The sequence below is a fragment of the Rhodococcus sp. NPDC055112 genome (genome assembly GCF_053607505.1).
The window spans coordinates 17,336-29,491 of the sequence record NZ_JBSGTR010000035.1 but is presented as its reverse complement, the minus strand read 5'-3'; the positions used below and the strand labels follow the sequence as shown (position 1 = coordinate 29,491).

General features: G+C 70.4%; 14 protein-coding genes and 1 riboswitch. Of the genes, 3 read left to right on the top strand and 11 right to left on the bottom strand.

Annotated elements, in window-relative coordinates; translation table 11 throughout:
- Positions 1-46: 46 nt before the first annotated feature.
- Both ACWFRB_RS16190 and ACWFRB_RS16185 read right to left on the bottom strand, forming a co-directional pair.
- A complete protein-coding gene (locus ACWFRB_RS16190) occupies positions 47-424 on the bottom strand; it encodes a GNAT family N-acetyltransferase (protein WP_452642182.1) in 378 nt (125 codons plus the stop codon).
- Positions 425-572: 148 nt separating this feature from the next.
- Positions 573-905, bottom strand: coding sequence for a GNAT family N-acetyltransferase (locus ACWFRB_RS16185; RefSeq protein WP_452642151.1), 333 nt, complete (start codon positions 903-905; stop codon positions 573-575).
- Between the two features lie 254 nt (positions 906-1,159).
- On the opposite strand from ACWFRB_RS16185, the gene thiC reads away from it, so the two are divergent.
- Positions 1,160-2,851, top strand: a complete 1,692-nt coding sequence (thiC, locus tag ACWFRB_RS16180) for a phosphomethylpyrimidine synthase ThiC (protein WP_452642150.1) — start codon at positions 1,160-1,162, stop codon at positions 2,849-2,851.
- A gap of 10 nt (positions 2,852-2,861) precedes the next feature.
- Entirely contained in the window at positions 2,862-3,701 is an 840-nt protein-coding gene (thiD, locus tag ACWFRB_RS16175) for a bifunctional hydroxymethylpyrimidine kinase/phosphomethylpyrimidine kinase (RefSeq protein WP_452642149.1), read from the top strand.
- A 58-nt stretch (positions 3,702-3,759) separates the two neighbouring features.
- Here the strand turns inward: thiD and ACWFRB_RS16170 are convergent, their stop codons facing one another.
- The 8 genes from ACWFRB_RS16170 to thiO all read right to left on the bottom strand — a co-directional run bounded on the left by ACWFRB_RS16170 (position 3,760) and on the right by thiO (position 10,382).
- The gene (locus tag ACWFRB_RS16170) at positions 3,760-3,939 is read right to left on the bottom strand and encodes a hypothetical protein (protein ID WP_027501286.1); all 180 of its coding nucleotides are present in this window, start codon (positions 3,937-3,939) and stop codon (positions 3,760-3,762) included.
- Positions 3,940-3,985: 46 nt separating this feature from the next.
- Positions 3,986-4,741 (bottom strand): adenylate/guanylate cyclase domain-containing protein, encoded by a 756-nt coding sequence (locus tag ACWFRB_RS16165; RefSeq protein WP_452642181.1) that lies wholly within the window; start codon positions 4,739-4,741, stop codon positions 3,986-3,988.
- 147 nt (positions 4,742-4,888) lie between these two features.
- On the bottom strand, positions 4,889-6,370 hold the full coding sequence (locus tag ACWFRB_RS16160; protein ID WP_452642148.1) for a M28 family peptidase: 1,482 nt from the start codon (positions 6,368-6,370) through the stop codon (positions 4,889-4,891).
- Positions 6,371-6,478: 108 nt separating this feature from the next.
- Positions 6,479-7,273 carry an ABC transporter permease gene (locus ACWFRB_RS16155; protein ID WP_452642147.1) on the bottom strand — a complete coding sequence of 265 codons (795 nt, stop codon included), beginning with the start codon at positions 7,271-7,273 and terminating at the stop codon, positions 6,479-6,481.
- The gene (locus tag ACWFRB_RS16150; protein WP_452642146.1) at positions 7,273-8,217 is read right to left on the bottom strand and encodes an ABC transporter ATP-binding protein; all 945 of its coding nucleotides are present in this window, start codon (positions 8,215-8,217) and stop codon (positions 7,273-7,275) included. Before ACWFRB_RS16150 ends, ACWFRB_RS16155 begins: the two co-directional genes overlap by 1 nt.
- Before the next feature lie 108 nt (positions 8,218-8,325).
- Positions 8,326-9,096, bottom strand: a complete 771-nt coding sequence (gene thiG, locus ACWFRB_RS16145) for a thiazole synthase (RefSeq protein ID WP_452642145.1) — start codon at positions 9,094-9,096, stop codon at positions 8,326-8,328.
- Positions 9,089-9,307: a sulfur carrier protein ThiS gene (gene thiS / locus ACWFRB_RS16140; protein WP_027501293.1), complete on the bottom strand. Its 219-nt coding sequence runs from the start codon at positions 9,305-9,307 to the stop codon at positions 9,089-9,091. The genes thiG and thiS overlap by 8 nt, the downstream gene beginning before the upstream one ends.
- Before the next feature lie 7 nt (positions 9,308-9,314).
- Positions 9,315-10,382, bottom strand: a complete 1,068-nt coding sequence (gene thiO, locus ACWFRB_RS16135) for a glycine oxidase ThiO (protein ID WP_452642144.1) — start codon at positions 10,380-10,382, stop codon at positions 9,315-9,317.
- A riboswitch (TPP riboswitch) is annotated at positions 10,379-10,489 on the bottom strand. Its footprint overlaps the gene before it by 4 nt.
- A gap of 26 nt (positions 10,490-10,515) precedes the next feature.
- On the opposite strand from thiO, the gene thiE reads away from it, so the two are divergent.
- A complete protein-coding gene (gene thiE / locus ACWFRB_RS16130; RefSeq protein ID WP_452642143.1) occupies positions 10,516-11,223 on the top strand; it encodes a thiamine phosphate synthase in 708 nt (235 codons plus the stop codon).
- Between the two features lie 18 nt (positions 11,224-11,241).
- On the opposite strand, the gene ACWFRB_RS16125 is transcribed toward thiE, so the two are convergent.
- Positions 11,242-12,141 carry an NUDIX domain-containing protein gene (locus ACWFRB_RS16125; RefSeq protein ID WP_452642142.1) on the bottom strand — a complete coding sequence of 300 codons (900 nt, stop codon included), beginning with the start codon at positions 12,139-12,141 and terminating at the stop codon, positions 11,242-11,244.
- Positions 12,142-12,156: the final 15 nt, after the last annotated feature.

Sequence of the window (12,156 nt, the reverse complement as noted above, 5' to 3'; positions counted from 1 at the left end):
GACGGGTCAGGGGAAGCATAGGGTCAGTGCCGCTCTCCGTGTCGGGCTACGGCGAATTCGGGGTCGGACTGAGGTTCTCGTCGACGATCAGGTCCAGCTCCTCGGGGTGGCTGCCCAGGTAGCGCTGCACGTACGTGCAGACCGGTCGCAGCCGCCAGCCGCGTTCCCTCGACAGCGCCAGCACGTCGCCGACCAGCACGGCGGCCCAGCCGCGACCGCCGTACTCCTCCTTGACGACCGTGTGCATGAGCGCGACCACCTCCCCGCGGCCGCCCGTGAACTCGGTCGACTCGCCCCCGCCGCGATAGCCGAGGATGCCGATCAGGTCGTCGCCGACCCAGAGGTCGAAGCGGGCGTGCGAGGGGTTGTCCACGACGCGCGCGAGCGCCGGGTTGGCGAGGACAGGAGCGGGCGCAGTCACCACCGCTGCCGGGACGGGAGGTCGCTTGAAGATGTGAGACACCTCACCATGGAAGCAGTCCCGCCCCGGCCCGGTCGCCCGATTTGGGGCCGATGGTGCGATTTGTTGCCCAGTCACCATCGAATCGTGGCCGAATCGGCACCCGAAGTTCTCACACGGGGACGATGAGGTCCCTGTACTCGGGGTTGTCCGCGACGAATCGCTGGAGATAGGTGCAGACCGGCCGGATCTTCCAGCCGTAGGCCCGCGCCGCGTCGAGGGATCGGCGCACCATCACCGCCGCGAGTCCCCTGTGACCGAAGTCCTCGACGATCACGGTGTGCATGAACGAGACCACCGGCGTCGCGACGGTGGACCGCTTCGCGCTCCGTGTGTCCAAGTCGTAATAACCGAGAATGCCGACGAGGTCCCCGTTGAGCCTCAGCTCGAACCGGTTCTGACCTGCATTGTTCGTCACCTCTGCCGTCGGCGATTCCGTGATCATGTGCCCATCTCCTTGCCCGATCCGTAATCACAATGTGATTTCCGCCACTATAGGCAGCAGGCCGCTCCGGCGTCCCGATTAATGCCAAGAAATCTCCACGCACCCAGCCGCGGTCGCCCGCCCGAGGAATGTGCCCTATGGTCGTGGCCGACAACTACACACCCCACGGGGGCTCGCACCAGCGGGCTGAGAGGACGGCTAGGGCCGTCGACCGTTGAACCTGACCGGGTAATGCCGGCGTAGGGAGAGCACGCATGAGGGACACCTCTGTTTCTGGCACCACCGTCACCACCGGCCCCATCGAGGGCAGCAGCAAGCAGTACCTGACCGTCGACGGCCTGTCCGTGCCGGTCCGCCGGGTCCACCTGACCAACGGCGAACACCTCGACCTGTACGACACCTCCGGCCCGTACACCGATGCGCTGGCGACCATCGACCTCGAGGCCGGCCTCGCGAAGACCCGCGACGGCTGGGCCAAGCCCGATCCCGTCGACCTCGGCGGCACCAGCCGCAGCGGCGGACCCAATCTCGCGCGCACCCAACTGGCCTGGGCCAGGGCCGGGATCATCACCGCCGAGATGCGGTATTGCGCTGCCCGTGAAGGCGTTCCGGCCGAGGTCGTGCGCGAGGAGGTGGCCGCCGGGCGGGCCGTCATCCCCGCGAACCACAAGCATCCCGAGTCCGAACCGATGATCATCGGCAAGCGGTTCCTGGTGAAGATCAACGCGAACATCGGGAACTCCGCGGTCACCTCCTCCATCGCCGAGGAGGTCGAGAAGATGGTCTGGGCCACCCGATGGGGCGCGGACAACATCATGGACCTGTCCACCGGCAAGGACATCCACCAGACCCGCGAGTGGATCCTGCGCAACTCACCGGTGCCCGTCGGCACCGTGCCGATCTACCAGGCGCTGGAAAAGGTCAACGGCGACCCGACCGCACTGACGTGGGAGATCTACCGCGACACCGTGATCGAGCAGTGCGAGCAGGGCGTCGACTACATGACCGTGCACGCCGGGGTGCTGCTGCGGTATGTGCCGCTGACCGCCAAGCGGGTCACCGGGATCGTCTCTCGCGGCGGTTCCATCATGGCGGCCTGGTGTCTCGCCCACCACCGAGAGTCTTTCCTGTACACACACTTCGAGGAACTCTGCGAGATCCTGCGCGAGTACGACGTGACGTTCTCGCTCGGTGACGGGCTGCGCCCCGGATCCATCGCGGACGCCAACGACGAGGCGCAGTTCGCCGAGCTGCGAACCCTCGGCGAACTGACCAAGGTCGCGAAATCCCATGGCGTGCAGGTGATGATCGAGGGTCCGGGACACGTCCCGATGCACAAGATCGTGGAGAACGTCCGACTCGAGGAGGAACTGTGCGAGGAGGCGCCGTTCTACACCCTCGGCCCGCTCGCCACCGACATCGCGCCCGCCTATGACCACATCACCTCGGCGATCGGCGCGGCCATGATCGCGCAGGCGGGCACCGCGATGCTCTGCTATGTGACGCCGAAGGAACACCTCGGCCTGCCCAACCGGGACGACGTGAAGGTCGGCGTCATCACCTACAAGATCGCCGCGCATGCCGCCGATCTCGCCAAGCAACACCCACGGGCGCAGGAGCGCGACGATGCACTGTCGCGGGCGCGCTTCGAGTTCCGCTGGCGCGACCAGTTCGCGCTGTCGCTGGACCCGGACACCGCCCGCGAGTACCACGACGAGACCCTGCCCGCGGAGCCGGCGAAGACCGCGCACTTCTGCTCGATGTGCGGGCCGAAGTTCTGCTCCATGCGGATCTCGGCGGACGTGCGCGAGTTCGCCGAGCGCAACGGGCTGCGGACGCAGGAGGATGTCGACCGGATGATCGAGGCGGGCATGGCCGAGAAGTCAGCCGAGTTCACGGACAGGGGCAACCAGGTCTACCTGCCCGTCGTTTCGGCCGGTGGATAGGCTCTCACGCGTGAAGTTGCTGCCCCTGACCCCGGACGGACAGACCCCGATCCGCGTCCTCACCATCGCCGGAACCGACTCCGGCGGCGGTGCGGGCATCCAGGCCGACTCCCGCACGATGGCCATGTGCGGCGTGCACGCCTGCGTCGCGGTCGCCGCGGTGACGGTGCAGAACTCGGTCGGGGTCAGCGGCTTCCACGAGATCCCGCCGCAGATCGTCGCCGACCAGGTGCGCTCGGTTGTCGGCGACATCGGGGTCGGGGCGGCCAAGACCGGGATGCTCGCGTCGACCGCGATCATCGAGGCCGTCGCGGAGGTGTGCGGCGAGGTGGGTATCGGGCGCGGGCAGGCGGTGCCGCTGGTCGTCGACCCGGTGTGCGCGTCCATGCACGGCGACCCCCTGCTGCACGCCGAGGCGCTCGACGCGGTCCGGCACACCCTGATCCCGATCGCCTCGCTGGTGACGCCGAACCTCGACGAGGTCCGGCTCATCACCGGGATCGACGTGGTCGACGACGCCTCCGCCCGTCGGGCCGCCGAGGCGTTGCACGGGCTCGGGGCGCAGTGGTCGCTGGTCAAGGGCGGACATCTGCGCACCTCGACCTCGAGCACCGACCTGCTCTTCGACGGCGAGGACTTCCACGAGTTCACCAGCCCGCGGATCGACACCGGGAACGATCACGGCGGCGGGGACACCCTGGCCGCCGCGATCGCGTGCGCGCTGGCGAACGGGTATCCGATGCCCGAGGCCGTCGCGTTCGGCAAGGACTGGGTGACCCGATGCCTGGCCGCGTCGTACGACCTGGGCGCCGGCCACGGTCCTGTCTCCCCGCTCTGGCGCCTGCACTGACATGTCTGTGCGCGTCGCCCCTGCCGAGTCGGGGGCGACGCGCACAGCACGCGCAACGTCAGCGCGAGTAGTCCCGGAAGGTCATGACGCCCCCGACCAGGACCACCAACACCGCGAGGATGTAGACCGTGACGCGGAACCAAGCCGGCCCGTAATAGCTGACCACCATCGACGCACCGAGCGCCGCGAGAATCATCACCACCCCGTAGAAGGGCGTGCGTTGCTCCCTGTCCACCATTCATCCAGTGTCCGCCGACGGCGCCACGGGTGGCAATGCCCCGACCTCATCGCGTCTGGACGGTGAAGATGCGCAGGCCGTCCGGGACACCGCGCATCGGGGCGGCGAACAGCCCCCGCCGGTAGGGCTTCGCCGCGGCGCCGAGATCCGCCAGGAACCCCGGCTCGAGCGCCGCCAGCGTGGACTCCGAGACGATGACGTTGCCGTCCCCGCCGAGCTCCATCATGCGGGCGGCCACGTTCACGTCCACCCCTAGCCAGTCGGACGCCACCTGCCGGGGCGACCCGGTGTGCACGCCGATCCGCATCCGCGGCCGGTGGCCCTCGACCTCCACCTCCGCGAGCTGGGTACGGGCGGCGAACATCGCCTCGACGGCGCGGTCCGGCCTGGTGAAGACCGCCATCAGCCCGTCGCCCATCCGCTTGACCACCTGGCCGCCGCGGTCGACGATCGGCGTCTCGACCGCCTTCGCGACCTCGCGCAGCAGTTCGAGGGTCACCTCGTCCCCCGCGCCGAGCGACCAGCTCGAGAATCCGATCAGGTCGGTGAAGACGATGGTCACCTCGCGGGGTCCGCGGCCGCGGCCGGTCCGCTCGAGCAGCGCCTGCCAGACCTGGAGCGCGCCGAGGCTCACCTCGCGGGAGGCACCTGGCCCGTCGTCGAGGAACCGGTCCGCCGCCCTGGCCATCGCCCGCACGCCGCCGGGACCAGCCGTGGACAGCGGATCACCGAAGGACGGGTCACCCGGCAGCGCCCGGCGGATCCTGCGGAACGCGTCGACCACCTGCGGTCGGGTGTTGATCCCGCGGACCCACTGGGCGACGGTCTCGGGCCTACTGCGCCCAGACGCGGGGTCGCGGTCGCTCGCGTCGGTGGGGTCGACGCCCGAGGTCGAGGGGTCCTCAGTCACAGGCCGAAGTGTAACTCAGAGTCACAGATACTATCCGGATCATTGTCCGGCACCCTCCCGCGCCTTCGCCCTGTCCGCCCTTGCGGGAACCCCGTCCGGGCCATCGATGGAGTTCGCGTACGTGCCGACGCCGAACGCCACCGCCGCCGCGTTTTGCGCCAGCGCCGCCCGGTCCACATTCGCCAGGGTGTCCTCCGGCGAGTGGTAGCCGGGATCGAAGGTCTCGCCCGCGGTCCCGCCCCACTTCAGTGCCTGCTCCTCGGACTTGCGCTCGTCCGCCCCGCTGTCCACCCCGCCCGACGGTATCCCCATCTCGATGAACGGGCCGTAGTCGGATCGGCCGTCGAAATCGGTTCCGTCCGCAACGATCCCGCGCCAGGCGAGGTAGCCGCCCAGGGTTCGCTCGATCGCGTCGGAACCCTGGGGTCCCGGCCCGGCGCCCTCCCGGTCGGAATCGTCGCCGTCGAGGGTGAAGTACCCCGCGTTACGCGAGCCGAGCATGTCGAAGTTCAGGTACAGCGCGATGTCCTCGCGTTCACCCTCGCCGAGCCCCTCTGCGTACCGCTCCGATCCGACCAGGCCCAGTTCCTCGGCGCCCCACCAGGCAAAGCGCACCGCGTTCGTCACGTTGGGCGCGCTGCCCAGACGCAGCGCGGTCTCGAGCACGGCGGCCGACCCGGAGCCGTTGTCGTTGATCCCCGGGCCCTCGTCGACGCTGTCCAGGTGCGCGCCGACCAGCACCACGTTTTCCGTCGACCCGGTGGTGGTCTGCGCGATCACGTTTCGGCTCGTGGTCGCCTCTGTGGCGGCCTCCAGCTTCAGCGACAGCTCCGGTGCGGCAGCGACCGCCGGACCCTCGGAGCCGGGCACGCTCACGGCGGGGATCCGAGGGTCCGTGTCATCCCCCAGCGTGCCGCCTGCCAACGGGCCGTCCTCGTTGTTGAAGACGACGATGGCAACGGCGCCGCGGTCGGCCGCCATCCGCTCCTTCTCCGAGAAGGGGCAGACCCCGCGCCGGACCACCACGATGGCGCCCGCGGCGTCGCGCCCGTCGTAGTCGGTCGCCTCGCAGCCGGGGCTGCCGTCGTCCGGTAGGGCGAGTGTCCGCGCCGTGATCCCCTCCTGCGGCGTCGCGGGCGAGTACTCCAGGGTGCTGGCGGTGAACTGGCGGTCACCCGCCCGCAGTTCCACCGGCCCGGCGATGAAGCGGTCCACGTCGAACTCTGGGGTGGACACCTCGAAGCCCGCGTCCCGGAGTCGGTCGGCGACATAGTCGACGCTGGCGTCGTAACCCGCGGTCCCCGCGGCCCGGTTGCCCCCGTTGTCCGAAGCGATCCGCTCGAGCGCCTCCATGTGCGCGGCGACGGCGTCGCCACCGACGGCCGCCGCAAGCGATTGCCCGTCCACCGGCGGCGCGGGCGGCGACTCCTCCTCGTCCCGTCCACACCCGGACACCAGCGCGATCCCGGCCAGCATTGCGGCGGTAGATGCTCCGACCCGTGCCCGAATGGACTGTCGCATTCGCCGAGCGTACTGCGCGCGGGCGGCGGGTCGGCCCGAAAACACACGTGCGCGCCCGGTACCCGAAATCGGGTACCGGGCGCGCATGCTCGAGGTGTGGCCGCGAATTCAGGCGTCGCGGCGGTTCACGGTGAACAGGGCGAGTCCGAAGATCACCGCGACGAAGGCGGCGAAGTACACCAGGCTGCCCCACGGTCCCCAGTGGAAATCGACGCCCTGCGGCGCGCCGAGGAAGTTGTTCGCGTTCATGAAGGGGAGGAACGGCTTGATGTTCTCACCGACCCGCCCGAACAGGCTGAACAGGTTCTCGATCATCAGCGGCCAGAGCAGCAGCAGCGCGATGGCACCCGCCGACTGCCGGAGCAGGGTGCCGACCGCGACGGCGAGCACCACGCACAGGAAGGCGTAGATCGGCACGCCGTAGATCGACCGCCATGCCTCGCCGCCGGACAGTTTCAGCGCCGCACCCGCATCGGATCCCGCCGTCGCCTTGGCGATCGCGTACGCACCGAAGGTGAGCACGAAGGTGAGCAGCGCGCCGAAGCCGCCGATCAGGCCTGCCTTGGTGATCAGCACCGAATCGCGCTTCGGCACGGCCTGGAAGGTGGTGCGGATGATGCCGAACCGGTACTCGCTCGTCACCGCGAGTGCCGCCAGGATCATCAGGACCAGCACGCCGAACCCGGACACCCCGCCGACCGCGTCCGCCAGCGTGGGCAGGAAGGGCTCGAAGTCCGGCTTGTCCCCCTGCGCGATCTGGTCGTTGAACTGGTTCATGCTGGCCTTGGACGTCACCCCGATCACCGCGGCCAGGCCGAGGCCGAGCGCGATGATCGCGACGGTGCACCACCACGGCGACCGGGTCGAGGTGAGCTTGATCCGTTCTGCGTTCACGACACCCATCAGAGCGCCCCTCCCATCACGTCGTCGACGCCTGCAGCGTGGTACTGCACATCGTCCCCCGTCAGTTTCATGAAGGCGTCCTCCAGGGACCCCTGCTGGGCGGCCAGCTCGTGCAGGACGATGCCCTGGCCGCCCGCGATCTGGCCGACGACGTCGGTGGTCGCCTCGAGCACGATGAGTGCGCCGCCGAGTTCGGAGGTGCCGTCCTCACGGACCGTGAGCCCCTGCGAGGTCAGCGCGCTCCGCAGCGCATCCAGCTGGGGGCTGCGCACCCGCACTGTCGATTCGGACGACCGGTCGACGAACTGCTTGACGGTCGTGTCGGAGATCAGGCGTCCCCGGCCGATCACCACGAGATGCTCGGCGGTGAGCGCCATCTCGGAGAGCAGGTGGCTGGACACCAGCACCGTGCGCCCCTCAGCCGCCAAGCGCTGCATGAACTTTCGGATCCAGACGATGCCCTCGGGGTCGAGTCCGTTGACCGGCTCATCGAACAGCAGGACCTTCGGGTCGCCGAGCAGGGTGGCAGCCAGTCCGAGCCGCTGGGACATGCCGAGCGAGAACCCGCCTGCCTTCTTGCCCGCGACCTCGGTCAGGCCGACCAGCCGCAGCACCTCGTCGACACGGGACATCGGGATCCCATTGGACGCCGCCATCCACTGCAGGTGCGCCTTCGCGGACCTGTTGGGGTGCACCCACTTCGCGTCCAGCAGCGCGCCGACGGTTCGGAGCGGCTGCTTCAGGTCGTGGTACGGCTTGCCGTCGATCAGCGCGGTCCCCGCGGTCGGCCGGTCGAGGCCGAGGATCATCCGCATCGTCGTGGACTTGCCCGCACCGTTCGGTCCCAGGAATCCGGTCACCATGCCGGGCTGAACCGTGAAGGTCAGGTCTTCGACCGCCTTCGTGGGCCCGAACTCTTTCGTCAAACCCCTCACTTCAATCATGACGTGAAGGATTCCTCAGTCCGGGCCCGCGCACATCGCCCGCAGGTCGCGTCCCGTGTCATACCTAGGGATGACCCGACCCTGAGGGCGCACGGCGATCGGTCGGGGTCAGAGGTCCGGCGAGGACGCCTGTGCCCAGAACCGCTTCGGGATCCGCCCGGCGTGGCGGGCCAGGTACCCGGCGGTCACCGCGGACGCCATCGCCGATGCCATCAGCGCCGGGTCCTTGGCCCTGGTCACCGCGGTCGCGAGGAGGACGGCGTCACACCCGAGCTCCATGGCCAGCGCCGCGTCGCTCGCGGTGCCGATGCCCGCGTCGAGGATCACCGGGACCCCTGCGGCCGCCACGATCATCTCGATGTTGTGCGGGTTCGAGATGCCGAGCCCGGTACCGATCGGCGCGCCGAGCGGCATCACCGCCGCGCACCCGACATCCTCGAGCCGCCGGGCCAGCACCGGATCGTCGGTGGTGTACGGCAGCACGGTGAAGCCGTCGTCGACGAGTTGTTCTGCGGCGGAGACCAATTCGATGGCATCTGGCAGGAGGGTGCGCTCGTCGGCGATGACCTCCAGTTTCACCCAGTCGGTCTCCAGCGCCTCCCGGCCGAGCTGCGCGGTGAGCACCGCCTCGGCGGCACCGCGGCAGCCGGCGGTGTTGGGCAGCGGCGCGATGTCCAGCTTGCGGAGCAGGTCGAGCACCCCGGTGCCGCCCGCCGCGTCGACGCGGCGCATCGCCACGGTGGTCAGCTCCGTGCCGGACGCGACGAGCGCCTCCTCCAGCACCGCGAGGTTCGCCGCGCCGCCGGTGCCCATGATCAACCGGGAGCCGAAGCCGCGGCCGGCGATGGTCAGTCGGTCTGCGACGAACGGCTCAGCCACCCTGCACCGCCGTCAGGATCTCGATCTCCCAGCCCTTGCCGACCGGGGTGTCCCAGGACGCCCGCGGGAACACCGCACCGTCCACCGCGACCGCGATGCCCTTGCTGGGCAGGCCGAGGTGCTCCAGCAGCTGGGCCACGGTCAGCGGCTCGGACAGCTGATGGTCCTCGCCGTTGACGGTGATCCCGATGTTCACCGGTGTGTTCGTCATCGAGTCCTCACTCATCGTTGAAGGTGAAACGTTCGGGGGAGGCACTCTTCGCCTCCGCCAACGGTGCGCCGTCCAGCTCGGCGACCACCGCGTCCGCGGTCAGCGGGGTGAGCAGCACCCCGTTGCGCCCGTGCCCGGTGGCCAGCACCACCCGGTCCGACACCCGGCCGATGATCGGCAGGTTGTCGGGGCTCATCGGGCGAAGTCCGGCGGCACACTCGTGCAGCTCGTACTCCCCGATGCTCGGCATCAGCGTCTGCGCGTCGGCGATCAGGTCGCGGACCCCGGCCACGGTGACCTGGGTGTCCTCCCCCGACTCGTGCTGGGTCGCGCCGACCACCAGGCCGTCGCCGCGCGGCACCAGGTACACCGGACGCCCGTGCACGCTGCCGCGAATGGTCATGGTCGGGGCAGGCGCCACCCCGGGCCTGCGGTGCAGCCGCAGGATCTCACCCTTGACCGGACGGACCGGCAGCCCGGGCCACAGCCGCGCGGACGCGGTACCGGCGGACACCACCACCTGGTCGGCGGCGATCGCGCCGGGGTCGGTGACCGCCTCGGCGACGAACTCCACCCCCGACTGGGCGCAGGCCGACCGCAGCGCCGCGATCAGTGCGCGGTTGTCGACGGCGGACTCCGTGGCGGCGAGCAGGGCCAACCGGATGTTCGGTGCCAGCGATGGCTGGGCGGCCCGGATCTGGGCGCGCGAGAGCAGTTCCAGCTGGTAGCCCTGGCCTGCGATCCACTCGGCGACGGTCCGCAGGTCCGCGGCGTCGGCGGCGTCCAGCGCGACGGTGAGCGAGCCATGGGACGTGAACAACGTTTCGCCGGACAGGGTCTCGAGCTCGGCGCCGAAGTCGGGCCAGCGGGCCAGCGAGGCGGCCCCGACCTGCAGGACCGCGTCCTCGCCCGGCCAACCCTCCGACAGCGGCGCCAGCATCCCGCCCGCAACCCACGACGCCCCCGATGCGGGCGCCGGATCGTGGACGGTGACGCGCCAGCCGGCCTGGGCGGCACGCCACGCGATCGACAGACCGATCGCGCCGCCACCGATCACCGCGACTGTTCTGCTCACCACTCCACCTCACTCCCTGCGCCGGCATGATCCGGGTCAGGTATGACGGTCGGGGCTCGCGGCCCCCTCTCAGCCCCGCGTTCGCCGGGACTCCCGTGTCACTTCTCTCTGCGTAGAGACTACCGTTGAGAGCGTGCACCCCTCGCATTCCGGCAGGCACCTCACCCCTCGAGAACGCCTCGCCACCGCCCGTCTGTATCTCTGTACCGACGCCCGTCGCGACAAGGGCGACCTCGCGAAGTTCGCCGAGGCCGCGCTGTCCGGCGGCGTCGACATCATCCAGCTGCGCGACAAGGGGTCGGCGGGCGAGCGGAAGCTCGGCCCGATGGAGACCCAGGAGGAGCTCGGCGCGCTGGCCGAGCTCGGCGCCGCCGCCCGCAGGCACGGCGCGCTGCTGGCCGTGAACGACCGTGCGGACCTGGCACTTGCCGCTGGTGCCGACGTCCTGCACCTCGGCCAGGGTGACCTGCCGGTGCACTACGCCCGCCGGATCCTCGGCCCGAACGTGGTGATCGGCCGCTCGACGCACAGCCGCGCGCAGGCACAGCTCGCCTCCATCGAGGACGACGTCGACTACTTCTGCACCGGGCCGGTGTGGGCGACCCCGACCAAGCCCGGCCGGACCGCCTCGGGCATCGAGCTGGTCCGCTCGACCGCCGACTCGCACCCGACCCGCCCTTGGTTCGCGATCGGCGGCATCGACGAGGAGCGGCTGCCCGAGATCCTCGAGGCCGGGGCCGACCGCATCGTGGTGGTGCGTGCGATCACCGAGGCGCGCGACCCGCAGGCGGCAGCCCGTTCGCTCACCGACGCCCTGACCCGCAACGCCGTCCGCCGCTAGCCGGCACGCGGCGCGGGCTCAGTCCAGCCACCCCAGCACGGTCGACGGCGACAGCTGCACGACCGTCTCCGGCAGGCGCTCGCGCAGCCCGCGGTCCGCGGTGACCACGGCGGTCAGGTGTTCGTCGGTGCCCCCGAAGGCCGGGTGTCCGACGCCGCCACCCGCGACCATCGCCAGCTCCGTGCCCGCACCCGCCAACAAGGCAAGCTCGTCGTCGCCGCTGCCAGCGGCGACGTGCACGGGCACCCGGGCGTCCACCGCGGTGACGGTGCGCGCCTGACCCTCAAGGACAGCCTCGATCCGCGGCAGCCAGCCGAACCCGCCGTCCGGCAGCTCGATGGTCCTCGGCAGGGTCGCGGCCAGCGCGGCGAGCAGTTCCCCTGTCGCCCCTGCCCGGTCCCGCCACCAGCCGTTCGGCCGCGAACCCAGCACGTTCGCGGTGTCCAGCAGCAGCCGGACCGGCGTGCTCCGCAACTGCGGCCAGCTCGCGGCGAATCCCGGGTGCAGCAGCAACCCCGACACCTCGTCCTCGGGCACCCAGCGCAGTTCCGTGCTCTCGCCGTTCGGCACCGTCGTCAGCGGACCGGCCGCGTCGGCGATCACGGTCGTGTAGCTCCACCCGCTGCTGGCACGCGCGGTCACCCGTTCCGCACGGACGCGCAGTTCGCAGCCGGGGATGCCTGCCTCCTCCTCGGCCTCGCGGATGGCGGCGTGGACTGTCGACTCGTGGCTGTCGCGGGCACCGCCGGGCAGCGCCCAGGTGCCGCCCTGATGACTCCACTGGGCGCGGTGCTGCAGGAGCACGGTCGGGGTTCCGTCGGCCGCGGGAGCGCGGAGCAGCAGCCCCGCCGCGCCGAATTTGCCCCAATGCCGAATTCCGTCATCGCTCTTGGCCCAGCCGTCCCCGTCACCGCGCATCGACTTCGTTCACCT